At 37.7% G+C, this 26,832-nt stretch carries 20 protein-coding genes; 14 read left to right on the top strand and 6 right to left on the bottom strand.

The window, feature by feature from the left end:
• Positions 1–2: 2 nt before the first annotated feature.
• The 7 genes from ACAM30_RS07830 to ACAM30_RS07800 all read left to right on the top strand — a co-directional run bounded on the left by ACAM30_RS07830 (position 3) and on the right by ACAM30_RS07800 (position 8,454).
• Positions 3–1,208, top strand: coding sequence for a GTP-binding protein (locus tag ACAM30_RS07830; RefSeq protein WP_369617986.1), 1,206 nt, complete (start codon positions 3–5; stop codon positions 1,206–1,208).
• 12 nt (positions 1,209–1,220) lie between these two features.
• Entirely contained in the window at positions 1,221–2,135 is a 915-nt protein-coding gene (locus ACAM30_RS07825; protein ID WP_369617985.1) for an NAD(P)/FAD-dependent oxidoreductase, read from the top strand.
• Positions 2,136–2,266: 131 nt separating this feature from the next.
• Positions 2,267–4,528 (top strand): TonB-dependent receptor, encoded by a 2,262-nt coding sequence (locus ACAM30_RS07820; RefSeq protein ID WP_369617984.1) that lies wholly within the window; start codon positions 2,267–2,269, stop codon positions 4,526–4,528.
• Between the two features lie 135 nt (positions 4,529–4,663).
• Complete coding sequence (locus ACAM30_RS07815) at positions 4,664–5,128, top strand: thioredoxin family protein (RefSeq protein ID WP_369617983.1); 465 nt, start codon at positions 4,664–4,666, stop codon at positions 5,126–5,128.
• 18 nt (positions 5,129–5,146) lie between these two features.
• Complete coding sequence (locus tag ACAM30_RS07810; protein ID WP_369618646.1) at positions 5,147–6,322, top strand: lycopene cyclase family protein; 1,176 nt, start codon at positions 5,147–5,149, stop codon at positions 6,320–6,322.
• A gap of 148 nt (positions 6,323–6,470) precedes the next feature.
• A complete protein-coding gene (locus ACAM30_RS07805; protein WP_369617982.1) occupies positions 6,471–7,946 on the top strand; it encodes a S41 family peptidase in 1,476 nt (491 codons plus the stop codon).
• Between the two features lie 97 nt (positions 7,947–8,043).
• Positions 8,044–8,454, top strand: a complete 411-nt coding sequence (locus ACAM30_RS07800; RefSeq protein WP_264531723.1) for a BrxA/BrxB family bacilliredoxin — start codon at positions 8,044–8,046, stop codon at positions 8,452–8,454.
• 167 nt (positions 8,455–8,621) lie between these two features.
• Here ACAM30_RS07800 and ACAM30_RS07795 read toward each other — a convergent pair whose 3' ends face one another.
• From ACAM30_RS07795 to ACAM30_RS07785, 3 genes are read right to left on the bottom strand one after another with little or no spacing between them, the layout of a single operon-like run.
• Complete coding sequence (locus ACAM30_RS07795) at positions 8,622–9,992, bottom strand: efflux transporter outer membrane subunit (RefSeq protein ID WP_369617981.1); 1,371 nt, start codon at positions 9,990–9,992, stop codon at positions 8,622–8,624.
• Entirely contained in the window at positions 9,982–13,158 is a 3,177-nt protein-coding gene (locus ACAM30_RS07790; protein ID WP_369617980.1) for an efflux RND transporter permease subunit, read from the bottom strand. The genes ACAM30_RS07795 and ACAM30_RS07790 overlap by 11 nt, the downstream gene beginning before the upstream one ends.
• Positions 13,159–13,175: 17 nt before the next feature.
• Positions 13,176–14,321 carry an efflux RND transporter periplasmic adaptor subunit gene (locus ACAM30_RS07785; RefSeq protein WP_369617979.1) on the bottom strand — a complete coding sequence of 382 codons (1,146 nt, stop codon included), beginning with the start codon at positions 14,319–14,321 and terminating at the stop codon, positions 13,176–13,178.
• Positions 14,322–14,648: 327 nt separating this feature from the next.
• Here ACAM30_RS07785 and ACAM30_RS07780 point away from each other — a divergent pair, with 327 nt between their 5' ends.
• The gene (locus ACAM30_RS07780) at positions 14,649–16,007 is read left to right on the top strand and encodes a rhodanese-related sulfurtransferase (RefSeq protein ID WP_369617978.1); all 1,359 of its coding nucleotides are present in this window, start codon (positions 14,649–14,651) and stop codon (positions 16,005–16,007) included.
• Positions 16,008–16,150: 143 nt separating this feature from the next.
• Here ACAM30_RS07780 and ACAM30_RS07775 read toward each other — a convergent pair whose 3' ends face one another.
• Positions 16,151–17,986, bottom strand: coding sequence for a T9SS type B sorting domain-containing protein (locus ACAM30_RS07775; RefSeq protein ID WP_369617977.1), 1,836 nt, complete (start codon positions 17,984–17,986; stop codon positions 16,151–16,153).
• Positions 17,987–18,213: 227 nt separating this feature from the next.
• On the opposite strand from ACAM30_RS07775, the gene ACAM30_RS07770 reads away from it, so the two are divergent.
• Positions 18,214–18,363: a hypothetical protein gene (locus ACAM30_RS07770; RefSeq protein ID WP_369617976.1), complete on the top strand. Its 150-nt coding sequence runs from the start codon at positions 18,214–18,216 to the stop codon at positions 18,361–18,363.
• A 171-nt stretch (positions 18,364–18,534) separates the two neighbouring features.
• On the opposite strand, the gene ACAM30_RS07765 is transcribed toward ACAM30_RS07770, so the two are convergent.
• Together ACAM30_RS07765 and ACAM30_RS07760 are read right to left on the bottom strand one after the other, a co-directional pair.
• Positions 18,535–19,335 carry a hypothetical protein gene (locus ACAM30_RS07765; RefSeq protein WP_369617975.1) on the bottom strand — a complete coding sequence of 267 codons (801 nt, stop codon included), beginning with the start codon at positions 19,333–19,335 and terminating at the stop codon, positions 18,535–18,537.
• A gap of 21 nt (positions 19,336–19,356) precedes the next feature.
• The gene (locus tag ACAM30_RS07760) at positions 19,357–20,682 is read right to left on the bottom strand and encodes a hypothetical protein (protein ID WP_369617974.1); all 1,326 of its coding nucleotides are present in this window, start codon (positions 20,680–20,682) and stop codon (positions 19,357–19,359) included.
• Positions 20,683–20,993: 311 nt separating this feature from the next.
• Here ACAM30_RS07760 and ACAM30_RS07755 point away from each other — a divergent pair, with 311 nt between their 5' ends.
• From ACAM30_RS07755 to ACAM30_RS07735, 5 genes are all read left to right on the top strand, one after another.
• Positions 20,994–22,334 (top strand): stage 0 sporulation family protein, encoded by a 1,341-nt coding sequence (locus tag ACAM30_RS07755; protein ID WP_369617973.1) that lies wholly within the window; start codon positions 20,994–20,996, stop codon positions 22,332–22,334.
• Entirely contained in the window at positions 22,318–22,797 is a 480-nt protein-coding gene (locus ACAM30_RS07750) for a gliding motility lipoprotein GldH (RefSeq protein WP_264531714.1), read from the top strand. Before ACAM30_RS07755 ends, ACAM30_RS07750 begins: the two co-directional genes overlap by 17 nt.
• 10 nt (positions 22,798–22,807) lie before the next feature.
• Complete coding sequence (locus tag ACAM30_RS07745) at positions 22,808–25,114, top strand: penicillin-binding protein 1A (RefSeq protein ID WP_369617972.1); 2,307 nt, start codon at positions 22,808–22,810, stop codon at positions 25,112–25,114.
• A gap of 221 nt (positions 25,115–25,335) precedes the next feature.
• A complete protein-coding gene (locus ACAM30_RS07740) occupies positions 25,336–26,037 on the top strand; it encodes a CoA transferase subunit A (RefSeq protein WP_369617971.1) in 702 nt (233 codons plus the stop codon).
• Positions 26,038–26,136: 99 nt separating this feature from the next.
• Positions 26,137–26,793 (top strand): CoA transferase subunit B, encoded by a 657-nt coding sequence (locus tag ACAM30_RS07735; RefSeq protein ID WP_369617970.1) that lies wholly within the window; start codon positions 26,137–26,139, stop codon positions 26,791–26,793.
• Positions 26,794–26,832: the final 39 nt, after the last annotated feature.

Below are 26,832 nucleotides of genomic sequence, written 5' to 3'. Positions count from 1 at the left end.
CAATGAAAAAACTACCCGTAACCGTTTTAAGCGGATTTCTTGGCGCAGGAAAAACAACACTTCTTAATCATATTCTTCACAATAAAGAAAACTTAAAAGTCGCTGTGATCGTAAATGATATGAGTGAAGTTAATATTGATGCCCAACTGGTAAAGAAGGAACACACCTTATCAAGAACCGAAGAAAAATTAGTTGAGATGACGAATGGCTGTATTTGCTGCACTTTGCGGGAAGATTTAATGCTTGAAGTCGAAAAACTGGCCAAAGAAAACAGGTTTGACTACCTGCTTATTGAAAGTACAGGTATCAGTGAACCCATTCCGGTAGCGCAGACTTTCTCTTTTGTGAACGAAGAGGAAAATATTGACTTGTCCAGATTTAGTTACATCGATACAATGGTGACTGTTGTAGATAGTTTTAACTTTTTTAAAGATTTTGGTTCAGCCAAAACCTTGCAGGAGCAAAACTTATCCGATCTTGAAAATGACAATCGAACGATCGTAAACCTTCTGGTAGATCAGGTGGAATTTGCCAATGTTATCATCTTGAATAAAACAGATCTCGTTAGTATCAGATCATTAGAATTTTTGAGAGCTTCTATTCAAAAGCTGAATCCTGTGGCGAAAATAATCACTTCGGTTTCAGGTAACGTTGATCCAAACGAAATTATGAACACGGGATTATTCAATTATGAAGAAGCCGAAAATTCAGCGGGTTGGATTCGGGAATTAGAAGGTATTCATACACCTGAAACGGAAGAATATGGAATTAGTTCTTTTGTGTTTAGAGATCCCAGGCCCTTTCATCCCAATCGGTTGTGGAATTTTATTACATCAGAGTTTCCTGCCAACATTATTCGTAGTAAAGGGCTGTTATGGATGGCTTCCCGACCGGAGCAGGCCATAAACTGGAGTCAGGCCGGTGGATCAATGAAAGCTGAAGGAGCCGGGGTCTGGTGGGCGAGTATGCCATTAAGCGAACGAATGACCTTTAATAATTTTGTTGAATTTCAGGATGTTATAGAAGAACGGTGGACTTCTAATTTCGGTGACAGACTCAATGAACTTGTTTTTATTGGTCAGAAGATGAAAGAAATCGAAATTCTCAATGAACTTAAAAAGTGTCTTTGTACTGCAGATGAGATTATAGATTATCAGGACGGATTTTTCCCAAAGAAAGATCTTTTTCCAATACCGAGAACTTCTTAAAAATAGTATATAGTGAGAGATAATAATACATACGATGTTATAATTATTGGAGGCAGTTATAGCGGACTTTCGGCTGCAATGAGCCTGGGGCGTTCTTTACGACAGGTTTTGGTTATCGACAGTGGTTCACGCTGTAACCGACAGACACCTTATTCGTATAACTTCATCACACAAGATGGCGAAAGACCCGAAGTGATCTCGGCGAAAGCCTTGATTCAGGTTGATTTTTACGATACCGTTCATTTTTATAACGGATTAGCGATTGGTGCAATTAAAACGGAAGAAGGATTTGAAATCAAAACAGAATCCGGAAAATTATTCATTTCTAAAAAGTTACTGTTTGCTACCGGAATAAAAGATTTACTACCCAAAATTGACGGTTTTAGGGAATGCTGGGGAATTTCAATATTGCATTGTCCGTATTGTCACGGCTATGAAGTCAAAAAGGAAAAAACAGCGATTATCGCTAATGGTGATATGGGCTTTGAGTTTGCCAAACTAATTTCGAACTGGACAAATGACTTAAGAGTACTAACCAATGGGAAATCAATATTTACTGTAGCACAATCTAAAGTTTTAGAGCAACATAAAATTGAAATTATAGAAGATGAAATTGTTGGCGTAAAGCAGGAAAACGGAAATGTTGAACAGCTTCTTTTTAAAAATCAAAAAGCAATTGATGTCAAAGTTATTTATTTCAGACCACCTTTTGAGCAGCATTGTCCGCTTCCGGAAGCTTTAGGCTGTGAATTGACAGAACAGGGTTTGTTGAAAATTAATGCTTTTCAGAAAACAACAATTCCCGGAGTTTTCGCCAGTGGTGATTGTCATATTCAGGCGCGATCTGTTGCTATGGCTGTTTCTTCCGGATCTTTTGCCGGGGCTTCGATCAATAAAGAACTGATTGATGAATCGTTTTTAGGTTAAATCGAATAACCTCTTTATCTGAGTAAAACCGCTGCAAAACCTTGAATTGAAGTTAGATTAAAGTTTTTTGCTTCAGAAACACTATTTGTCAAATTTAATTTTTAGTTTTGTCTAAATTTAATTTTATAATAATGAAAAAACTATTTTTGATGCTGCTTTTCTTTGGTTTGCAGTTTTCATTTGCTCAGGAAACCAGTTCTGTTTCCGGAATTATTTCAGGTGATGGCCATCAATTACAGTTGGCAAGCGTACATTTATTGGGAACAAAATACAGATCGGTTACGGATAGTTTAGGATATTATAACTTCGAAAATGTACCGGTTGGAAATTATACGATTCAGGTTTCTCTGGTAGGTTTTCAGACTTCAAAAAAGAAAATCGACGTTACGAAGGATGCTCTTCAAAAGTATAATTTTGAATTGGACGATACAGACAATCAATTGAATGAGGTAGTAGTTTCGGGAACTTTAAAAGCAGTAAAACGATTAGAAAGCGCTGTTCCGGTTGAGGTTTATTCCCCTGTTTTTTTTAAGAAGAATCCAACTCCTAGTATTTACGATGCGCTTCAAAACATAAACGGGGTTCGGCCACAGCTAAATTGCGGGGTTTGTAATACGGGAGATATTCATATAAACGGTCTCGAAGGTCCATATACTTTGGTTTTGATTGATGGAATGCCAATTGTCAGCAGCCTTTCAACAGTTTATGGTTTGTCCGGAATTCCGAATTCTCTGGTAGAAAGAATAGAAATTGTAAAAGGCCCTGCTTCCTCTCTTTATGGGAGTGAGGCTGTGGGAGGATTAATCAATATTATTACCAAGAATCCAACAAATGCTCCGGTTTTTTCGGCAGATTATTTTACAACAACCTATTTAGAGAATAATCTCGATCTGGGAATGAAATTCAATGCCGGAAAAAAGGCGACTTCACTTTTAGGAGTCAATTATTTCAATTACAATCAGGTTATCGATAAAGACAACGATAATTTCACCGATGTGACGCTTTCCAAAAGGATTTCGGTTTTTAATAAATGGAGCTTTCAGCGAAACGAGAATCGTCTTTTTACCATAGCAGCTCGTGGGATGTATGAAGACCGTTGGGGAGGAGACGTTCGTTGGGAAAGAAAATATCGCGGAGGTGACGAAATTTACGGTGAAAGTATTTATACGAAAAGGGGAGAATTAATTGGAAGTTACCAATTGCCTTTTGAAGAAAAGCTGATGTTATCGTTCTCGGGAAATATACATTATCAGGACAGCCGTTACGGAACAACATCATACATCGCGAATCAGAAAATAGGGTTCCTGCAGTTAACCTGGGATAAAAAGATAGGCAGTAACGATTTCCTTGCCGGAATAGCTAGCCGATATTCCTATTACGACGACAATACACCGGCAACAAAAAATGCCGAAAAAACCTGGTTACCGGGAATTTTTGTTCAGGACGAGATAACATTTTCTCCAAAGAGTCAGGTTCTGTTAGGAGCACGATACGATTATAACTCTATTCACGGTTCTATTTTTACACCCCGATTTGCGTATCGTTTTAAAGCAAATGAAAATACAATTTTCAGATTAAACGCCGGAACAGGATTCAGAGTGGTGAATTTGTTTACAGAAGATCACGCGGCGCTGACGGGCTCACGAGATGTTGTGCTTAAAAGTGATTTAAAACCGGAAAAATCAGTAAACGTTAATTTGAATTACATTCAGAAAATAAACTTTGACAGCGGAGTTTTTGTCGGAATCGAAACAACCGCTTTTTACACCCGTTTTAGTAATAAAATCATTTCAGACTACGAAACCGATCCCAACAAGATCATTTACGACAATATTGATGGATATGCTCTCAGTCAGGGAATCAGTACCAATATTGATGTCAATTTTACAAATGGTTTAAAGTTCATTTTAGGGGCGACCGTTTTAGACAATAAAAATGTTCAGGACAAAATTTCACAGAGACCTTTCTTAACTGAAAGATTTACCGGAACCTGGAGTGTTTCTTATAAAATAGAACCCTGGAATTTAGTATTGGATTATACCGGAAACGTTTACAGTCCGATGAAACTGCCATTATTGAACGAGTATGATCCGAGAAATCCAAATTCGCCTTGGTACAGCATTCAGAATATTCAGTTTACGTTTACAGGCTGGAAGAATTTTGAGCTTTATGGCGGAATCAAAAATTTGCTGAACTTTAAGCCAAAACAAAATAATCCGTTTTTGATTTCGAGAACCAATGATCCTTTTGATAAAAATGTACAGTATGATTCGGCCGGAAAAGTATTGGTTACACCGGATAATCCATATGGTTTAACTTTTGATACCACTTATGTTTACGGACAAAATCAGACCATTCGGGGATTCTTAGGATTGCGATACAATTTTAGATAAATTTATAAGCCACAGATTGATAAAAGTTTTTTTCCCGCCAAGAATTCACGCTTTTTTAGAAAAAGATTTACAATTTAATTTGTGAATTCGTGGCAAATGAGAAATCCTGTGTAATCTGTGGCAAAAACTCAAACAATGAAAAAACTATTTCTCCTTATTTTCTTCTTCACAATAACTTCAACAGGTTTCTGCCAGTTAAAAAGCAGGACTTTTGAGGAGGTGGATAGCTTAGCACAATTTCAAAAACGAAAAATCATTGTTTTCATTCACACCGATTGGTGCCAATATTGCCAAAGAATGAAAAATACGACGTTTAAAAATCAGGAAGTGATTGAAAAACTCAATTCAGACTTCTACTTCGTCGATTTGAATGCGGAAGAAAAGAGAGCGATTACGTTTAACAAACACATTTTTAAATACAAACCTTCAGGAAATAATGTTGGCGTTCATGAACTGGCCTTGCAACTTGGTACCCTAAACGGACAGCTTGTATATCCGGTTTTATGTGTTTTGAATGAGCAGTATGAAATTATTGCTCAGTATAACAGTTACCTGAAACCTGCCGATTTTAACCTGCTTTTAGGAAAACTGCAAGAATAAAATTCCTTATTTTTGAAGATGCAATCCTCACAAATCAAACACTTCGATTACATTTTTACCGGAACGGGTTTAGCAGCTTTGATGACCGTTTACAAAATGGTATTGTCAGGGAATTTTGCCCATAAATCGATCCTATTACTGGATCAGGACGTGAAAAAGACCAATGACCGAACCTGGTGTTTTTGGGAGAAAGAAGATTCCGTCTGGAGTTCGATTGTTCTTAAAAAATGGGATTCGGCTTTGTTTGCTAATGAAAATTTCAAACGTGATTTAAACCTGAAACCCTATCAGTATAATCAAATTCGGGGGTTAGACTTTTATAATTTTGTTTTCAAAGAACTTTCCAAACATTCGAATATCACTTTTCTAACCGAGAAAGTAACCAATATCAACGAACTTGATACCCATGTTTTTGTAGGTTCAGAAGAGAACAGGTACACTTGTCATTATTTGCTGAATAGTATTTATGCCTCATCAGCTGCATTAAGTCAGACAAAGTATTCCGTTCTGCAACAGCATTTTGTGGGCTGGTATGTGAAAACCGAAAAAGAAGTCTTCAATCCGGAACAGGCTACTTTCATGGATTTTTCTGTGGAACAAAAGGGTAACACGAGATTTATGTATGTGCTGCCTGTTTCTAAAACCGAAGCATTGGTAGAATACACCTTATTTTCGGAGAAATTGCTTTCAACGGCGGAGTATGAAAACGAGATTCAAATTTATTTAGAAAAACTTGGCATTGAGCAATACGAAATCGTAGAGAAAGAACAGGGAAGTATCCCGATGACCTGTTATCCGTTCTGGAAAAAGAATACCAAAAGAGTTTTGAATATTGGAACGGTAGGAGGGTGGACCAAAGCCAGCACCGGGTATACTTTTAAAAATGCCGATAAAAAATCAGCTGATTTGGTGGGGTTTCTTCATACTTCAGATCCGATAAAAATGACTTCGTTTCATAAAAAAAGCCGATTCTGGTTTTACGATTTACTGCTTTTGGACATTCTGTACCGTCATAATGAATTGGGAAGCAGTATTTTTTCGTCTTTGTTCAAAAAAGGAGATCCGCAATTGATTTTTAAGTTTTTAGACGAAGAAACAAGTTTAAGCGAGGATGTTAAAGTTATTTTAAAGTGCCCTAAAATACCATTTTTAAGGGCTTTATTTGTAAGGGTTTTTTCTTACAAATTAATTTGATCCTTTGGAGAGTCTTCAAATAAGCTTTCTGGAAAGACGATTTTTTTGTTTGTTGTAGGATCCGATTTGTAATAAAAAATTAAATATAAATGTAAATGTAAATGTAAATGTAAATGATTGTTATGCGTAATCAAATAAATAAATGAAAATGAAATTACAACTGTTAACTTTTGGCTTGTGCTGCGTATTTGCAAATTTTGTTAGTGCTCAGAAATTGGAAATAGAGAATATTAAAAAAGAAGATTATATTGCAGATCTTGAATTGATGAAGGAGATTATAGAGAAACAACATCCGGATCCCTTTCGGTTTATAACTAAAGAGCAATGGGATAACAGTTTTAAAGCAAGTATTAAGAAAATTCAAAATGCACCCAATTATTTACAGTTTTTAACCAATCTTCCTAAGATTCGTGACGGTCATTTATCCGTGTCGGCACCCGAAGAGTTTTATGCCACTTACATTAAGGAAAAATTGGCCTATTTCCCTATTCCTTTAATTGCGGTTGGTAATCGTTTATTTGTCAATATTAAAGGAGCTGAAATTCCTTATTTAAGTGAAGTTACCACTATTAATGGTCAAACGGCTATAGCCATTATTCAAAAAATTTCGCAGCATATTCAAGGGGAAGGAGAAATAAAAACGGGAATTGAGGAGCAGATTTCAGACGATTTTTCTTCTAATTACTGTTTTTATGTTGAGCCTTATGCAGAAAAATTCAGCATAGAATATAAAGAACAATCCGATAAGGAAACGGCAAAATTGACTTTAAACGGCCGTAATTTTTATGAAATGTATTACAGAAGCTCGCAAAAGGTAAAACCAGTTAATAAAGCTGAAAATGCGGTTTCTATTGATTACCAGTTTTACAAAGCGCAGCTCACAGGTAAACTGACGATTAATACTTTTGACTTGCAGGAGAATGAAGCCTATCAGAAATTCAGTGATTTTTTTAAAAGAATAAACAAAGACGGGTATAAAAATGTAATTATTGATATTCGCGGCAATGGAGGAGGAGATCCAAAAATAGCGGCGATCCTGTACTCCTTTATTTCGAAAGGTAATTTTGAAAATAAGTTTAATTATAAAGCAAAATCAATTAAGTTAGTTCATCCGGAGAGTTTGGTAAGTTCTGACGGATCTCGTGCCAACGAAGGAGATATTCAGAATTATGAAAATTTCCTGTACCAAAGATTTAGTGCCAGTGGAGATATGTTTGTCGGAAATGAAAGGATAAAGGAAGGAGTACTCGAAAATTTTCCTGCAGATAAGGATGTGTTTTCAGGTAATGTTTATGTTGCTGTAGGAGGGAAGACTTTTTCGGCTGCTGTTTATTTTGCTAAACTGGTGCAGGATAACAAACGAGGTGTCATCATTGGAAAAGAAACAGGAGGGAATGCCAATAATACTTTTGCAGGTTACTTTATACATTATAAACTTCCTAAAACAAGAGCTGTTCTGAGATTTTCAATCACAGATCTTTATTTTGGGGATAATCCTCCAAAGGTAACTACGGGTATACTTCCGGAGATAAGTCTTTCTTTGGATCAGATACTTGGTTATTTACGACAGGAGAAAGACCCTGAAGTAACTTATGTGCTGGAAAAACTGATTAAAAACAAATAGCAATTGAACTATAACAAAACTTTATACCACAAATTAAGTAGTTGCGGGTAAACTTTGTAACTTTGCAAATCAAAAGTAAAATTTAAAAATAAGAAATATGTATCCACAAGAAATGGTAAAACCGATGGAGGCTGAATTAACAGCTGCTGGTTTTCAAGATTTACATAGTGCAGAAGCTGTAGATAATGCTATCAAAGCGGAAGGTACCACTTTAGTTGTTGTAAACTCTGTTTGTGGTTGTGCTGCAAGAAATGCACGTCCGGGAGCAAAAATGAGTTTAGAAGGCGCTAAAAAACCAGATCATTTAATTACAGTTTTCGCTGGTGTTGACAAAGAAGCTGTTGATGCTGCAAGACAACATATGTTCCCTTTCCCTCCATCATCGCCATCTATGGCTTTGTTCAAAAACGGAGAATTGGTTCACATGTTAGAGCGTCACCACATCGAAGGTCGTCCGGCTGAATTAATCGCTGAGAATTTAAGAGACGCTTTTAATGAGTTTTGTTAATTTTTAAGGGACTAAGGTTCTGAGTTGCTGAGAGACTAAGGTTTTAGTATAGGTTCAAAGTAACAGAGCTACAAAGAGTTATAAAAAAGCACTATGAAAATAGTGCTTTTTTTATTTTACACGGTTTTAAAACCTTAGTACCTTAGAATCTTAGCAACTCAGAACCTTTACGGGCTCCATCCCCCGCCAAGAGCTTTGTACAATTGCACCATTGAGCTTAATTGTCTTTCCGATAACTGTGACAAACTTAATTGCGCCTGAAACAAGTTGCTTTCGACATCTAAAACTTCCAGATACGAAACATAACCGCTGTCATATCTTTCGTAAGACAGTTTGTAGTTGATTAAAGCTGCATTAACCTGTCGGTTTCGGGCTTCCCATTCTTCTTTGTAGGTTTTGATATTCTGAATAGATTGTTCTACTTCATTAACAGCAGAAATGTACGTTTTTTGATAGGTCAATTTGAATTCTTCAGCCTGCTGTCTGTATATTTCGACCCTGCGTTTGTTTCTGCCAAAAGCAAATATGGGGCCTGCGACTCCCGCAGAGGCATTTTGAGAGTAGGAACTTCCTAAAAACAAATTGCTTAAATCGGCGCTGGCAAAACCTGCAATGGCTGCGAGATTGAAAGAAGGAAAGCGCATGGCCTGTGCGGTTCCGATTCTTTCGTTGGAAGCTTTGTATTTTAACTCTGCTGCTTTCACGTCAGGCCTGTTTTCCAGTAAGGCGGACGGAATTGACAACGGTATCTCACTTACAATTCGCAATTCGGTGTTGGATTTTCCTCGTGGAATTTGTGAGGGTAGTTGACCGGTAAGCAGAGAAATGATATTTTCCTGAACGGTTATTTGTCTTTTAATGTTTGGAATAGTGGCTTCGGCGATCGCCACCTGCTGTTCGATTTGTGCTTTGTCGACCTCAGAGATATAACCGCTTTTGAACCTTTGGTTTATAATTTCATAATATTTTTCCCGGGTAGAAAGGGTGTGCTGTGCGATCTCTAACTGATCGTCAAAATTTCGCAGCTGAAAATAAGCCGTAGCAATATCACTCACAATACTTGAAAGTACCACTTTACGGGCTTCCTCGGTAGCCAGGAGTTCGTTTTGTACCGCATTATTCTCATGGCGGTATCTTCCCCAAAAATCAATTTCCCAGGACATGTTTGCACCAACATTTGAAGGAGTCAGATTCTTCTCATTACTGTTTATGGTTGCTCCGTATTGAAAGGAAGGCAATAAACTTGTTTTCGAGTATCCTAGTTGTGCCCTAAGCTGATCGATTCTGGTAACCGCAATTTTTAAATCATAATTATTCTGAAGTCCCTTTGTAATCAGGCCTTTTAAAATATCATCATTGAATAAGTCAAACCATTTTAAGTTGACTACGGAGGCCAGACTGTCTAAATTCCGTTCGTTTTGATAAGAATCAGATTTTAACTGTTCCGGTTTGGTATACTTAGGCCCTACCATACAACCTACAGGCAATAAGGAGAGTAAAAGGATAATGGCTATTGTTTTATATTTCTTAATCATCATGGCCAGTGGTATTAGAGTCCTTATTATTTTCGGTTGCTACGGTTGAATCGTCTTTCTTTTTTCCGATGTTTTCAATCATGACAAATAGGCCGGGTACAATTAATACCCCCAAGACGGTGGCGATTAACATACCGCTAAATACGGCCATTCCCATTACAATACGCGCTTGAGAGCCCGCACCAGTAGCGGTTAATAGTGGAACAACACCCAGAATAAAAGCAAAGGCCGTCATAAGTATTGGACGAAAACGAAGTTTGGCTGCTACCATAGCCGATTCGTACAATGGTTTTCCTTTTTCGTATTCTTCTTTGGCAAATTCCACAATAAGAATAGCATTTTTGGCTACCAACCCAATTAAAAGCACTAACCCAATCTGAGCAAAGACATTGTTAACATAAGCGTCACTTCCGATTCTGGCCAAAAGCAATCCCAGAAAGGCTCCAAAAACAGCAAACGGTGCGCCCAGTAAAACACTGAACGGCAATTTCCAGCTTTCGTATTGTGCAGCAAGAATGAGAAACACAAATACGAGCGCCATGATAAATACAGAACTTCCGCCTGGTGAATGTTTTTCCTGATACGAAAGGTTGATGTAATCGTAACCCATATCTGCCGGCAGGGTTTGCTGGGCCACTTCTTCTAAAGCTTCCAAAGCCTGAGCACTACTGTAGCCATCATTCGGACTTCCTCCAATTTCGGCAGACCGGAACAGATTGAGACGATTGGTAAAATCAGGGCCCATAACCTTTGTGGCGGTTACCAATGTGGATATCGGAAGCATATCACCATCATTATTTTTGATATAAATCAGATTTAAGTCTTCGGGCTTTACTCTATTGACCGCTTCACCTTGTATGAAAACCTTGTATTGGCGTCCAAAACGATTAAAGTCATTGACATAACTTCCTCCTAAAAAGGCACCTAAAGCATCAGTAACTCTTGAAACCGGAACCCCCAGTTTCATGGCTTTGTCATTATCAATATCCAGTTTAATTTGTGGAGAACCGGCATTAAAAGTGGTGTAAATTCGTTTTATTTCCGGACGTTTCTGAGCCGCAGCTATAAAAGCCTGAGTTTGTTCTGCTAAATACTGCGGAGTATTACCGCCTTTGTCCTGCAGCATTAAACTAAAACCAGCAGAGGCACCCAGACCCTGAATGGCCGGAGGACCAAATCCGAAAACGGAAGCGGTAGTAATTTGAGTAGCGAATTTTTTGTTTAGACGGTCTACAAATTGTTTCGACGTTTCGTCTCTTTCTTCCCACGGCTTTAACGAGATGAAAATAAAGGCACTGTTGGGTTGATAAGAATTGGTAAGCATACTAAACCCGTTGATCGTGGTATACGATAATATGGATTTTTCGTCCTTCAAAAAGCTGTCCACTTTTCGTGATATTTCATCTGTACGTTGTAGTGAAGAGGCTGGAGGCAGTGACATATTAACTAATACATAGCCTTGATCTTCTTCAGGAATAAATCCTAACGGAATTTTTTTGCCTAATAGTACAACCGCCCCCATAATGACGGCCAGTAACACTACAATTCGCATTGATTTTTTGGCAAAGAAGGTGGCTCCTGTTAGATATTTTCCGGTAACTTTTTCGAAAATCCGATTAAAACCGGCAAAAAATTTGGCCAGCCATCCGCTTTGTTCTTCAACTGGTTTTGTGGGTTTTAATAACATGGCACATAAGGCAGGACTTAAAGACAGCGCGCTAATGGCTGAGAACGCTACCGATACCGCAATGGTTATGGCAAACTGCTGATAAAAACGACCCGTAATTCCGGGAGTCATGGCAACTGGTACAAAAACAGCAATCAAAATTAGGGCAATAGCGATTACCGGACCCGATACTTCGCGCATGGCCTGAATGGTGGCTTCCCGCGGACTTTTGCCTTTTTCGATATGATGAATAACGGCTTCTACCACAACAATCGCATCATCGACTACAATACCAATGGCTAATACTAATCCTAAGAGCGAAAGTGTGTTTATCGAAAATCCTAATAACGGAAAAACGGCAATGGTTCCCACTAAGGAAACGGGAACCGTTATTAAAGGAATTAAGGTGGCACGCCAGTTTTGCAGGAAAATAAACACCACCAGAATTACCAGTATAACCGCTTCAAAGAGTGTATGAACAATATCTTCCACTCCGGCAGTAATCGCGAGGGTAGTATCGAGTGATTCCTGATATTCGATGTCTTTTGGAAATTTTTCAGACAGGTCTTTCATGGCTTTTTTGGCCAGCTCAGCTACTTCGAGTGCATTACTGCCTGGCATTTGATAAACCGCCATTACAGCACTTGGAGAACTGTTTCGACGTGCAGACGAGCTGTAGTTTTCAGTTCCCAGTTCAATTCGGGAAATGTCACTCAGTAAAACCTGTGCACCGTCTTCTTTGCTGCGAACAACGATTTCTCCAAATTGTTTTTCGGTTACCAGACGATCCTGAAGAGTAACACCATAAGTGAATTCGGTACCCGGAGGTGCAGGTTCAGCCCCAAATTTTCCTCCGGGACTAATCATGTTTTGAGCATTTATCGCATTTTTTACATCATCAACCGTAACACCCAGTTTGCTCATGATATCAGCCTTTAACCAGATACGCATCGAATAGTTACTGCCTCCAAAAAGAGAAACTTCTCCAACCCCTTTTATACGAGCCAGTTGATCAACAATGTTGATACTGGCATAATTGTTTAAGAATTTAGCATCGTATTTCGGATTGTTTGAGGTAACAGTAAATAACATCATCGGAAACGACAAGGACTTTTTTACCACAACCCCCTGCTGTTTTACACTGGATGGCATAAAAGGTGTAGATTGATTTTGCCTGTTTTGAGTAAGCATATTGGCATTATCCAGATTCGTTCCCACATCAAAAGTTACTTCAATGGTACAGGCACCATCAGAAGTGTTGGTAGATTTCATGTAGAGCATATTTTCTACACCATTTACTTTTTGTTCAATAGGTGTAGCAACAGCTTGCTCAACATTCAGGGCATTAGCACCTGTAAAACTGGTATTGATTTTAACAACTGGCGGGTTAATATCGGGATATTGCGAAATAGGTGTTTTTTGTAATGCCAGTAACCCGAGTATCACAATAATAATACTCATTACAATAGCAACGATAGGTCTTCGAACGAAAAATTCTCCCATGATACGTGGTGTATAAGTTATTTAGTTGCTGCAGCTTGTGTTTGACCCAATTGCCATTGAATTACTTTTGGTGTGATAACACTTCCATTTTTTAATAATGAGGTACCTCCCATGGCTATTTTGTCTCCTGGTTTTAAGCCATCTTCAATAACATAACCATCTTTTACAGCCGGTCCCGGTTTTACGATTTGCATGTTGACTTTATTGTCTTTGCCTAATACATAAACCTGATAAATACCCTGTACTTCAATAACAGCGCGCTGTGGAATCACGATTGCATCTTTACGAACGTCTGTAAGCAATCCGATTTTTACATATTGTCCCGGTCGTAATAATTTATCAGGATTTGAAAACGCCGCTTCAAATGTTATGGCACCTGTAGAAGGATCAATCTGTCTGTCGGTAAAACTGACTTTACCCGTTTCAGGATAAGTCGAACCATCGGATAATTTTAGAGAAACTGTAGCACCGGAACCTTTTAAAGGAGAATTGGGTTTGCTGAATTCCCTAAACAAACGAAGAAATTCCTGCTCGCTCATCGTAAATCGAACCCTGACATCACCTAAATCAGAGATCGTATTTAGAACAGATAGCGCACCGGGTCTTACATAATCGCCTACTCTGACTTTTGATATTCCGATTAAACCTGAAATTGGTGCCAAGATTCGACAGTAGCCCAGTTCGATCTTTGAATTTTCCAGAGAGGCCTGCGAGGCTCTAATTTGCGCCTGAGAAGCACTATAGGCTGATTTAGCCGAAATTAATTCTCTTTGACTAACTGCATTTATTTTGGCTAGTGGCGCAATCATATCGAGATCGGCTTTGGTTTTCGCCAGACTCGCCTGTGATTTAGCTAATGACCCTTCAGCTTCGTCTACTTTGGCTTTATAAGGCAGTGGATCAATAGTATACAACACTTGCCCTTTGGTAACAAAACCCCCTTCTTTAAAATTTTGACTCATAATAATACCGTCAACACGAGGATTTATCTGAATGTCTGACTGACCATAGGTCTGTCCGGTGTATTCTGATTCTACATTTACATCCTGATTCAAAACACTGAGGATCGAAATTTCAAGAGGTTTGGGTGGTGGCGGAGTTTCTTTTTTACAGGCTGAAAGAAAGAAAAGTAACAGGATTGCAGAAGGGTAAATTTTGTTCATTTTTAATTTATATTAAGATATATTAATATTCAACTAACTAAAAACCAAATATGTGCATAGCTAAGTTAACATTTTTTTAGCAAAAAGTAAAAAAAGAATTTCTGCAGCTGTTCTGCTTACTTACGACGGTATTTGGATTAACCCTTTTACAGAAACAGGATGGGCTTTTGAATGATAAAATAACAAGCATCTATAAAATTGGGGCTTTTTTCTGATATGAAAAAATGAGATGAAATGTTAATTGAATTTTTAATCTAAAAATAAATGGTACTTTTGCACCAGATTTAAAAAAATCAAACCTATTCTTAACTTAAAACTGTTTATAGCATGCAACTGTATAACACTTTGAGCGCAGAAGAGAGAGCCATCATGATCGATGATGCAGGTCAACAGCGATTAACGCTGTCTTTCTATGCGTATGCCAAAATTGAAGATCCCAAAAAATTTCGCGACGATTTATTTATTGCCTGGAACAAACTTGATGCTCTGGGACGAATTTATGTGGCTAACGAAGGTATTAATGCTCAAATGAGTATTCCTGCCGAAAATTTGGAGGCTTTTAGAGCAACTCTGGAAGTATACGATTTCATGAAAGGCATTCGTTTGAACGAAGCTGTAGAACATGACGATCATTCCTTTTTAAAACTAACGATCAAAGTTCGTCACAAAATTGTTGCTGACGGTTTGAATGATGAAACTTTTGATGTAACCAATATTGGGGTGCACCTGAAAGCGAAAGAATTCAATGAAATTCTTGACGACCCAAATACTATAGTAGTTGATTTTAGAAATCACTACGAAAGTGAAGTAGGACACTTTAAAAATGCCATTACTCCCGATGTTGAAACTTTTAGAGAAAGTTTGCCAATCATCAACGAACAGCTTCAAAATCATAAAGAAGATAAAAACCTTGTAATGTATTGTACCGGAGGAATCCGTTGCGAAAAAGCAAGTGCCTATTTTAAGCACCAGGGTTTTAAAAATGTTTATCAATTAGAAGGAGGTATCATCAATTACGCCAAACAAATTGAGGAAGAAGGTCTGGAAAGCAAATTCATAGGTAAAAACTTTGTGTTTGATAATCGTTTAGGGGAGAGAATTACAGAAGATATTATTTCGCAATGTCACCAATGCGGAAAGCCATGTGACAATCATACCAATTGTGAAAACGATGGCTGTCATTTATTGTTCATTCAGTGTGATGAATGTAAAGCGGCAATGGAAAACTGCTGTTCAACAGAATGTCTGGAGGTAATACATATGCCGTTGGTAGATCAGGTGCGATTGAGAAGCGGAAAACAAGTTGGAAACAAAGTATTCCGAAAAGGAAAGTCAGAAAACTTAAAATTCAAACATTCGGGAGATTTGCCTAATACTGCTTTGGCTGCGGCAGAAAAACCTGTGGATATTCGTCAGAAAGTAAAAGTAAAAAAAGTACTTCTTGGAAAAGCGGAACATTATTATGTAAAAGCACAGGTAGCGCAATTTACGATTGAAAATCAGGAGTTAAACAGTGGTGATACAATCTTAATTTCAGGACCAACCACCGGTAATCAGGAATTGGTTTTAGAAAGACTGATTGTGAACGGAGCTGAAACTTCTACCGCTAAAATTGGTGATAAAGTTACTTTTGAAGTTCCTTTCCGTATCCGTTTGTCTGATAAATTATATAAAATCATAAACTAACAGCGAAAAGAGGTCTGTAAAATAAAGCAGCTTCAAATTGTTGTTTTTTAGAATAGTAAAACCCTATTTTGTCTAGCAGGCAGAATAGGGTTTTTGCATTATAATTAAAGGAGTTTCCAGCAAATATAGTCTCTTCTGCTTCTTTATCTGTAAAGCGTAAAATGACCGCGAAGTCTTCTATTGTCTTTTGGGGCATTTAGAATTATTTCGTACCAATAATCACCAGAAGGCAGTTCAGCACCATTGTATCTTCCGTCCCATTTCTGATCGTAATTTCTGGTTGTAATGGTGCGCCCGTATCGGTCAAAAATAGTATAGGTTAGGTTTTTGTTGTTGCCTAAGCAGCCCGGAGCCCATTCGTCGTTTATGCCGTCACCGTTTGGGGTGAAATAATTGAGGATGCAAATGTCGTTTTTAATAGCGTATTCAAAATATTTCGAAGTGGAGGCAGTACATCCATTTTCATCGGTAACGGTAACGGTATAGAGGCCGGATTCGGTAATGATAAATCTGTTGGATTGACCACTGAGACTTCCATTTAAAGAATATTCATATTTTGAAGTTCCTCCACTTGCTATAGCTACAATTTCATTTTGTTCGCCTTCTGTTAAGGTTAAAGTTAGTGGATTTGTCAGGTTACTTATTTTTACTTCAACATTCAGAAAGTCACTTTCTGTATTAGAAACGCTATCCTTTTGCTTAAGCTTATAAGTTGTGTCAGCGGTCAGGACAGGAGTTGTGAATACAGAACCTTCATAAAGTAGATTTGTCCCGGTAGCATCGTACCAGTAAAAAGTTGCATTAGGAACTCCTGTAGCGGTAAGGGTAGCGGTTGTTTTATAACATATTGTCGTGCCAGGTGCAACTGGAATTGCAATGTCTTTTTTAGGAATGTATTCAAAATACTTTGTAACGGTCGTACTGCATCCATTTGCATCTGTAACCGTAGCCGTATACGTGCCGGATTTATCAATGGTGAATTTGTTGGAGGGTCCATTAGAGCCTCCGTTTATGGAATATTGATATGCTGGTTTTCCTCCGCTTGCGTTTGCTGTGATCTCGTTTTGGCCATTTCCTGTTAGCGTTAAAGTTAGTGGGTTTGCCAGATTGTCTATTTTGACAGTAACATCTACAAAATTGCTTTCACAAGTAGAAACAGGATCTTTTTCTTTCAGCTTATAACTGGTATCAGTTGTCAGAACAGGAGTCGTAAATACAGGTCCTTCATAAAGCAGATTTTTCCCTGTAGCATCATACCAGTAAAAAGTTGCATTAGGAATTCCGGTTGCTGTAAGTGTGGCGGTTGTTCCGTTACATATTGTTTGGTCAGTTGCTGAGGGAGGAGCAATAGAGGCGGTAAAATTTACAGCATCCAGAAAATTACCAACTGTTGGGTCTCCGGTTGAAGTTGATATCGCTTCGAAAATAAAACGGATTTTGTTGAGACCTTTTGGAATCTGATAAGTGCCGGTGTATAATTTCCATGCCGTACCTGTTGAGGCTGTCATAATAGTAGTATAAGGACCTCCGGGAGGGCCTGCTTTTAGTGCCATTTTATCAACACCAAGTCTACCCATATGAGCAAACGAGTAATTAAAGTATGTTGTGGTTGAGGTATCATAGTCTTGATACAAACCTGAAAACTGATAGGCGTTAAGTTCTACAAATTGTCTTCCACTGTATGCGTATTTCCCCTCATTGCCATTAGCCCAAAACTCTATGATGTCATCAGTAGCTGTCGTTCTCCAACCAAGCAAAGAAGCTGGAAGTTGGTTTTGGTTGATAAATTCAAGACCTTGAGTGAAAGCAGGGTATTCAAAATCTGCGTTTATGGTTTGAACCGTACATTGACCATTTACTAAAGAAGACAATATAATTAGAGTAAAAACTACAATCGTTTTTACAAAATTAACCTTCTTTGTTGAATCCGTTTTTCGTTTTAGTAAATGGAATCCGTTGATAGAGGTATAAAAAGACATTTTTACCATAAGAGTGAATTGGAAGGGAGTAAAATGTTCTTTTTTTGCTTATTGCTAAAGCTTTATAACAAAACGAAAAAGGTTTACAGATTCTGGAGTACAAACGGTTACGTTTTACTATCCCTCCATTTTTAAGATTGAACGACTAGTGAAAATCTATTCAAAATTATTAAGACTCAATCGTAGATTTGGTGTACAATGAATACTTGGTAAATTTGAAGTAACAGTTGGAAGAGTTCAATGACATTTTGGACAATCCGAATATGATAGTAGTCAATTTTAGAAATAACTACGGGAGTGAGGTAGGATATTTTAAAAATGCAAGTACTCAAGATGTTGAAACTTTAAGAGAATGTTTGCCTGTAATCAACGATTAGCTCGAGAATCAAAACCTATTCTGATAAATTATATAAGATTCTAGATTAAGATCTGGATTGTTATTAAATAAAAAACAACAAACCCGACAGGTTTCAAAAACCTGTCGGGCTTAGTTTATAAGAAGAGAAAAGTTTTTTATGTATGCTTATTTGTATGCTGGTAAATAAGCATTACTCAATTACAAAACCGGGTTCCACCAGGATATAATCCATCTTTGTATCAGGAACTAGAAAGAGGATATAATTACTGAGATATTCTGCCAATTCATAATCATTTAGCTTTTGAGTTTTATCTTTATTGTAAAATCGGGAGGAATGGACGAATTTTTCAATGGAAAGGACTTTTTCTGGCTTTACAGGATTTGAGGTTTGGACTTTTCGTAAAAAAAAGGTGCCGGAAGTAGAGGCGTTACCACTGTCGCTTAGATAAAAATGATCCGGAATTTGAGCATACGTCCTGATATATTTTTTATCCAGCTTAAAATAGAGCGTATCTTTTACTTTATTTACGATAGCATTTTCTCCTTTTCCCATAGGATAATAAGAATTGTATTCCAAATATCGGGGTTCTATAAATTCGTCACCGTGAACAAAGTAAATTTTGTATTTGTTTGTTAGTGAATCTCTCAGTTTCCATTTGTCTACTATTTTGTTGTATTTCCCGTCAAGATAAAACTTTCTGTTTTCAATGTAATCTTTTATAGACAGCACTTTTCTGGGTTTTAGATTTTTTGTCAAATAACCATTCCCAATAAAGTAGATGTACCCGTTTGTTTGAGTATGTTTTATTTGCTCCTTGTGTGCCTCTACCGCTTCAGGATAAGTTCTGTTTGAAAGGTTAGGAGTAATTGTTGGTGATATGCTGTAATAGGGATCTATATTGAAGAATAAGGTGTCCTTTGTTCTTATCTGAGCCTTGATATAGCTAACGCTAAAGAAGAATATCAGGGCAAATACAATATATTTTTTCATATTTAACAGAGTTTTGTACGGTTAGTTAGGACAAGGTGCCGGTTTGGTTAACATGTTGGCTCTTCTTGCCATATTTTCTATTTCAGCTTTTTTGGCAGGAGAAAGATCGTTCCAGGCCTTAACGTTATTTTCTTTTAAACCTCCCCAGGCCATAGCTTCGTAAAAAGCATCACTAGGTTGTTCTCCATAATAATCTGTGTATTTATTGTAGTCACTGCCAAGTATGTTTTTATGAAAATCTTTTAATGCATTTTTCATGCTTTCAAGATATAAAGCAGCCATTGCACCATGTTGATTGCTGTAAGCGTCATAAGTATTTTTGAAATTAAGGGCTTCGATACCACCGTTTGTTGTGGTGTTTAATTTTCTAAAGATGTCGGCATGGATGTATTCATGCATAATCGTTCTGGCAGCGTCAAGTGCAGAATGAGCATTTATGCGGGAGCTGCTTATTTCTATTTCGATGACATTATTTTTGGGCGGATGAGTCGCTCCATTGACTTCACTGGTAACCCCGTCTTTGGTAACAAATACTTGATTTTTAGATCCGATTTTAATGTCAAATTCCGATTTTCCTTTAAAATTAGCTAATAAATCCTGTATAAACGAATCTCCTTTTTGGTCCAGTAAATCATTCAGACACTTTTCTTTTCCGGTAAGTTGGTTTGTTATGTTCAACGGATTTGAAGATGAACCGCCTCCACCACTTCCAAAGCTGCCTCCGCCGATTGGCACTATTGGAGGATTTACAGGATTTGTAATAGGGTTGGGCCAAGGATTACCGCCAGGACCAGTTACAACTACTTCGTTTAGTTTGATCGCGCCTTCATCTCCATGGCAGTTATTGCAAACACCCGCTCCGCTTGATTTCGAAAAGAGATTATTACCATTGGCTATCCCTTGCTTATAATTATCTTTTCTCGTATCCATGGTCTCTAAGTTAGTAATTCTTAATTCACCGGTAAACGATTCCAGTATTTTATGTGTCGCTATTTTTTGCAGATCCTCTATTTCTTGTGAATCTTTGAAATCAAAGCTCCATAGTTTTCCGGTAATATTATAATCATTAATGTCCAGAATAATTTTTTCTAAAAGATAAGAGTTGGAAGATTTTACCGGAATTATGGCAATAAAAGAGTTTTCTGTGCTTTGCTGATAGAGGGTTGCGGAATTCCAAAGTACCTCTTTTTCACTGATAGTGTGTTTTGAGTTCAACCATTCCTTTGAGCGGGTAAGTAATGCTGATTCCTGTTTTTCAATACTGGCGTAATCATTTTCGGTAGAACAGCTGAAGATTAGAAGGCATAATAGAACAATCGTTAACAGATTGTAAAGGTGTTTTTTCATGAAGTTATTTTTATTAAAACTGAATAAATTTAGAGCAAAAATATTTAGAAGATTTTTTATAAGAAAAAATATATGATTTGATATTTAAAGGATAAAATTGTACGGAAAAGCCTCTAAAAATGACGCGAAATGAGTTAGAAAAGATGGATTTTAGAAGCCAAAAAATGCGTTTTTGATTAAAAATGAGACATTTGTTCATTTATCATCCCTTTAGTTTTAAACGATAAAAAGCAAACTAAAAAAAATACTATCTTTACCGATCGAACGTTTATGAACTTAAGTCGCGTTTTTGCGACACTACATATATAATTATGGCATGTACAAGTTGTTCAACCTCAGATGGTGGCGCACCAAAAGGTTGTAAAAATAATGGGACTTGCGGCACCGATAGCTGCAATAAATTGACGGTTTTTGACTGGCTCGCAAACATGAGTCCGTCTAATGGAGAGGCGATTTTTGATTGTGTTGAGGTTCGTTTTAAAAACGGACGCAAAGAATTTTTTAGAAATTCAGAAAAATTAACGTTAAGTATAGGTGATATTGTAGCCACTGTTGCTTCACCGGGACATGATATTGGAATTGTAACCTTGACAGGCGAATTGGTAAAAATTCAAATGAAGAAAAAAGGAGTAAATCCTGAAAGTAATGAAGTTCCTAAAATTTACAGAAAAGCGTCTCAGAAAGATATTGATATCTGGTCTGTAGCACGTGATCGTGAAGAACCCATGAAAGTTCGTGCACGTGAATTGGCGATTCAGCATAAACTGGAAATGAAAATTTCGGATATTGAATTTCAGGGAGACGGATCAAAAGCGACGTTTTATTACACGGCAAACGACAGAGTCGATTTTAGACTTTTGATTAAAGATTTTGCCAAAGAATTCAGTACCAGAGTCGAAATGAAACAAGTTGGTTTCCGTCAGGAGGCAGCCCGTTTGGGAGGAATTGGTTCTTGCGGACGTGAACTTTGCTGTTCCACCTGGTTAACCGATTTTAGAAGTGTGAATACTTCGGCAGCACGTTACCAACAGCTTTCACTAAATCCGCAAAAATTGGCCGGACAATGTGGAAAACTGAAATGCTGTCTGAACTATGAGCTAGATACTTACATGGATGCGCTAAAAGACTTTCCGGATTACGATACTAAATTGGTAACCGAAAAAGGAGATGCGATTTGCCAGAAACAAGATATTTTTAAAGGTCTGATGTGGTTTGCATATACCAATAATTTTGCGAACTGGCATGTTTTAAAAATCGATCAGGTAAAAGAAATTATTGCCGAAAACAAACAAAAGAACAAAGTTTCTTCACTGGAAGATTTTGCTATTGAGGTAACTTCAGAACCTGAAAAAGACTTTAACAATGCAATGGGGCAGGAGAGTTTAACCCGTTTCGATCAGCCAAAAAGAAAGAAAAAGCCAAATCGCAAACGCAAACCAAATGCTGAGAATGCAGCTGTGGCAGCTCCGAACAAACCGCAGCAAGCTAATAATAATAACAATACAAACAAGCCGGCCGGTGGTAATCCGAATAAATCGAATAAACCACAAATCAAGAAGAATCAATCGAATAAGCCCAAAAATTCGAACGATAAAAAGCCAGCCGAGCCAAGAAAACCTATAATTATTACTAAAAATGAGAATAAAAAGTAGTGGAATTCTTCTTTTGTCAGCAATACTCCTTTTTTCGTGCGATAAAAAAAGAGTATTTGACGAATACAAATCTGTTGGAAGTGCCTGGAACAAAGACAGTATTGTAACCTTTGATTTGCCGGTTTTAGATTCTACAAAAAGATACAACCTGTTTGTAAATTTGAGAGACAACAACAATTATCCGTTTAATAATTTGTTTTTGATTGTAGCTATCGAAACACCAAGCGGTTTTACCAAAGTGGATACTCTGGAATATCAAATGGCAAATCCCGACGGTAGCCTGATGGGGAATGGCTTTACAGACATTAAAGAAAGTAAGCTGTTTTACAAAGAAAACGTAAAGTTTAGAGGAAAATACAAAGTACATATCAAACAAGCGGTCAGAGAATCGGGTAAAATTCCGGGAGTTCAGGCCTTAGAAGGTATTACAGACGTTGGTTTTAGAATAGAACAAAAAGATTAGAAAAATAGTTATGGCTGCTAAGAAAAACAATCAATCCAATAGCGTTAAAGATATTAATTACTACAAAAAGAAGTTCTGGAGAATTTTTGCCTATAGTTTATTAGGAGTTCTTGCCTTCTTTTTATTTGCCTCATGGGGGTTATTCGGTTCAATGCCTTCTTTTGAAGATTTGGAGAATCCGGACTCTAATTTGGCCACCGAAATCATTTCGTCTGACGGAGTGGTAATCGGTAAATATTTCAAAACCAACAGGTCACAGCTTAAATATTCAGATTTGCCAAAAAATCTGGTAGATGCTTTGGTGGCAACTGAAGATGCCCGTTTTTACGAACATTCCGGAATTGATGGTAGAGGTACTTTACGTGCTGCTTTTTCTTTGGGGACAAATGGAGGAGCCAGTACCATAACACAGCAGTTGGCAAAACAGTTATTTCATCGTGGTGGATCAAGTTTTTTGCCTTTTAGAATAGTGCAAAAGATAAAAGAATGGATCATTGCTATTCGTTTGGAAAGACAATATACCAAAAATGAGATTTTAGCGATGTACTGCAACGTTTATGATTTCGGAAATTATGCTGTTGGGGTAAGTTCGGCAGCTCAGACTTATTTTTCCAAAGACCCTAAAGACTTAACAATTGACGAATCGGCAATTTTAGTTGGAATGTTTAACAATTCATCTCTTTATAACCCTTTGCGTAACCCTGTTGGGGTAAAAAACCGTCGTGATGTTGTACTGGGACAAATGGTAAAAGCCAAGATGATAACCCAGGCGCAAAAAGAGAAATATCAGGCACTTCCAATCGCTTTAAAATTTAAATTAGAAAGCCACCGTGAAGGAACCGCTACGTATTTTAGAGAGTACCTTCGTGATTACATGAAAAAATGGGTAGCTGAAAATAAAAAACCGGACGGTACTGAATACGACATTTACAAAGACGGTCTGAAAATTTACACTACCATCGATTCAAGAATGCAGTTGCACGCAGAAGAGGCAGTTTCGGAACATATGAAAAATATGCAGGAGCAATTTTTTATTGAGATGAAAACCAATAAAAATGCACCATTCTTAAATATTACTCAGGCGGAAACAGACCGTATCATGATGCAGGCGATGAAAAATTCGACGCGTTGGGCCCTTATGAAAGAAATGGACAAAAGCGACGAAGACATTATTGCTTCGTTTAAAGTGAAAACAAAGATGCGCGTATTTACCTGGAAAGGAGAGCGCGATACTGTAATGACACCACTTGATTCTATTCGTTATTTCAAACACTTCCTGCAATCTGGTTTAATGGCGATGGAACCTCAAACGGGAAACATTAAAGCATGGGTAGGTGGAATTAATTATAAATATTTCCAGTACGATCACGTAGGACAGGGAGCAAGACAGGTAGGATCTACGTTCAAACCGTTTGTTTATGCAACCGCTATCGAACAATTGAATATGTCTCCTTGCGACTCTATTCTGGACGGACCTTTTATGATTCACAAAGGGCGTCACAATGTTACTGCTGACTGGGAACCAAGAAACTCTGATAACAGATATCGCGGAATGGTAACGTTAAAACAAGGTCTTGCCAATTCGATCAATACCGTATCGGCTAAGTTAATTGACCGAACAGGTCCTGAAGCGGTAGTAGAGTTAACACACAAATTAGGGGTGAAAACTGAAATCCCTGCTCAGCCTTCTATTGCGCTTGGAGCGGTAGATATTACGGTTGAAGATATGGTAGCTGCATACAGTACATTTGCCAATCAGGGAGTATATGTAAAACCGCAATTTTTAAGCCGTATTGAGAACAAAAGCGGAGAGGTGATCTATGAACCTATTCCGGAATCTCATGACGTTTTAAACAAAGATATTGCCTTCGCCGTAATTAAATTATTGGAAGGAGTTACCGAAACCGGTTCAGGTGCACGTTTGCGTACAGAAGGAGGAGGAAGTGGTGACAATCGCTGGACAGGATATCCGTATGTATTCAGAAACCCGATTGCAGGTAAAACAGGAACCACTCAAAACCAGTCTGACGGTTGGTTTATGGGAATGGTACCAAATCTGGTAACAGGTGTCTGGGTAGGTTGTGAAGACCGTTCAGCACGTTTTAAAAGCTTGACGTACGGACAAGGAGCTACAGCAGCATTACCTATTTGGGGGTACTTCATGAAATTGTGTTACGCCGACCCGGGATTACAGGTTTCAAAATCGGAGTTTGAGCGTCCGGCAAACCTTTCGATAAAAGTAGATTGCTACAGCAGACCGGCAGTGGTAAAAGATACGACACAAACAGAACAAAATACAGACGAATTCGAACTGTAGGTTCAGTTCTCCTAGCATAATAAATCCTTTTGTAATCTTCTGAAACAGAAAGAATACAAAAGGATTTCTTTTTATAATGAGGTAGTCTGCCACTCAACAGGCATGCGGTCAGCTCGTTTTCAAAGAATAAAATCAGTCATTTTATTTTTTACGAAATCGTTATATTTCAATCTAAAAATCTTATTTTTATCAAAAATATACAGTAATAAAGACAGTTTGTTATGATTACAAAAAAAGTAAATAACGTTCAGGAAGCTATCGAAGGAATTGAAAGCGGAATGACTATAATGTTCGGAGGTTTCGGTTTATGCGGAATTCCTGAAAATACAATTGCAGCACTGGTAAATACTTCCATTTCAGATTTAACCTGTATTTCGAATAATGCGGGAGTAGATGATTTTGGTTTGGGATTGCTTTTGCAAAAGAAGCAAATTAAAAAAATGATTTCTTCTTATGTGGGAGAAAATGCTGAGTTTGAGCGTCAGATGCTTTCAGGAGAACTGGAAGTCGAATTGACTCCGCAAGGTACTTTAGCTGAACGTTGTCGTGCGGCACAAGCCGGAATTCCTGCATTCTTTACACCTGCAGGTTACGGAACTGAAGTTGCTGAAGGCAAAGAAGTACGTGAGTTCAATGGAAAGATGCACATCATGGAACTGGCTTTCAAAGCTGAGTTTGCTATTGTTAAAGCCTGGAAAGGTGATGAAGCAGGAAACCTGATTTTTAAAGGAACAGCCAGAAATTTTAATGCTTGTATGGCAGGTGCGGGTAAAATTACCATCGCCGAAGTGGAAGAATTAGTTCCCGTAGGAACATTAGATCCAAATCAAATACACATTCCGGGAATTATGGTGCAGCGCATTTTTCAGGGAGAAAAGTTTGAGAAAAGAATCGAGCAGAGAACGGTAAGACAACGAGCATAATTAGAAAATTAGAAAATGTGATAATTAGATGATTATTTGGATTGTGTGACTATTTTGCATTATCTAATTATCTAATTTCCAAATTGACACATTAGAACTATGTTGACAAAAGAAGATATTGCAAGACGTATTGCAAAAGAAGTAAAAGACCGCTATTTTGTGAATCTTGGAATTGGTATTCCAACTCTGGTAGCAAATTATGTGAGAGAAGATATTGCTGTGGAGTTTCAAAGTGAGAACGGTGTTCTCGGTATGGGACCTTTTCCTTTTGCAGGAGAAGAAGATGCAGATATTATCAATGCCGGAAAGCAAACCATTACAACACTTCCGGGAGCCAGTTTCTTTGATTCGGCTTTTAGTTTTGGAATGATCCGAAGCCAAAAAGTAGATTTGACTATTTTAGGTGCTATGGAGGTTTCTGAAAATGGTGATATTGCCAATTGGAAAATTCCGGGTAAGATGGTAAAAGGAATGGGCGGTGCGATGGATTTGGTAGCTTCTGCCGAAAACATTATCGTTGCCATGATGCACGTTAATAAAGCAGGAGAATCGAAAATACTGAAAAAATGCTCTTTACCCTTAACAGGTGTGGGCTGCGTTAAAAAAGTAGTTACCGAGCTTGCAGTTCTCGAAGTAACCGATAAAGGTTTTAAGCTCTTAGAAAGAGCACCAGGAATTTCTGTTGAACACATCATCGCATCAACCGAAGCAGATTTGATCATTGAAGGTGAAATTCCGGAAATGGATATAAGATAATTCTGTAATTAAGACAAATTCGCATGAAGGCTAGCTTTT

The sequence above is a fragment of the Flavobacterium sp. CFS9 genome, from assembly GCF_041154745.1.
GTDB lineage: Bacteria > Bacteroidota > Bacteroidia > Flavobacteriales > Flavobacteriaceae > Flavobacterium.
The sequence above is the reverse complement of the archived record's forward strand: the minus strand, read 5'-3'. Positions and strand labels throughout refer to the sequence as shown.

Coding starts and splice junctions, on each gene's coding strand:
- ACAM30_RS07830 (WP_369617986.1), top strand. CDS start 3: ATGAAAAAACTACCCGTAACCGTTTTAAGCGGATTTCTTGGCGCAGGA.
- ACAM30_RS07820 (WP_369617984.1), top strand. CDS start 2,267: ATGAAAAAACTATTTTTGATGCTGCTTTTCTTTGGTTTGCAGTTTTCA.
- ACAM30_RS07815 (WP_369617983.1), top strand. CDS start 4,664: ATGAAAAAACTATTTCTCCTTATTTTCTTCTTCACAATAACTTCAACA.
- ACAM30_RS07810 (WP_369618646.1), top strand. CDS start 5,147: ATGCAATCCTCACAAATCAAACACTTCGATTACATTTTTACCGGAACG.
- ACAM30_RS07805 (WP_369617982.1), top strand. CDS start 6,471: ATGAAATTACAACTGTTAACTTTTGGCTTGTGCTGCGTATTTGCAAAT.
- ACAM30_RS07800 (WP_264531723.1), top strand. CDS start 8,044: ATGTATCCACAAGAAATGGTAAAACCGATGGAGGCTGAATTAACAGCT.
- ACAM30_RS07795 (WP_369617981.1), bottom strand. CDS start 9,992: ATGATGATTAAGAAATATAAAACAATAGCCATTATCCTTTTACTCTCC.
- ACAM30_RS07790 (WP_369617980.1), bottom strand. CDS start 13,158: ATGGGAGAATTTTTCGTTCGAAGACCTATCGTTGCTATTGTAATGAGT.
- ACAM30_RS07785 (WP_369617979.1), bottom strand. CDS start 14,321: ATGAACAAAATTTACCCTTCTGCAATCCTGTTACTTTTCTTTCTTTCA.
- ACAM30_RS07780 (WP_369617978.1), top strand. CDS start 14,649: ATGCAACTGTATAACACTTTGAGCGCAGAAGAGAGAGCCATCATGATC.
- ACAM30_RS07775 (WP_369617977.1), bottom strand. CDS start 17,986: ATGTCTTTTTATACCTCTATCAACGGATTCCATTTACTAAAACGAAAA.
- ACAM30_RS07765 (WP_369617975.1), bottom strand. CDS start 19,335: ATGAAAAAATATATTGTATTTGCCCTGATATTCTTCTTTAGCGTTAGC.
- ACAM30_RS07760 (WP_369617974.1), bottom strand. CDS start 20,682: ATGAAAAAACACCTTTACAATCTGTTAACGATTGTTCTATTATGCCTT.
- ACAM30_RS07755 (WP_369617973.1), top strand. CDS start 20,994: ATGGCATGTACAAGTTGTTCAACCTCAGATGGTGGCGCACCAAAAGGT.
- ACAM30_RS07750 (WP_264531714.1), top strand. CDS start 22,318: ATGAGAATAAAAAGTAGTGGAATTCTTCTTTTGTCAGCAATACTCCTT.
- ACAM30_RS07745 (WP_369617972.1), top strand. CDS start 22,808: ATGGCTGCTAAGAAAAACAATCAATCCAATAGCGTTAAAGATATTAAT.
- ACAM30_RS07740 (WP_369617971.1), top strand. CDS start 25,336: ATGATTACAAAAAAAGTAAATAACGTTCAGGAAGCTATCGAAGGAATT.
- ACAM30_RS07735 (WP_369617970.1), top strand. CDS start 26,137: ATGTTGACAAAAGAAGATATTGCAAGACGTATTGCAAAAGAAGTAAAA.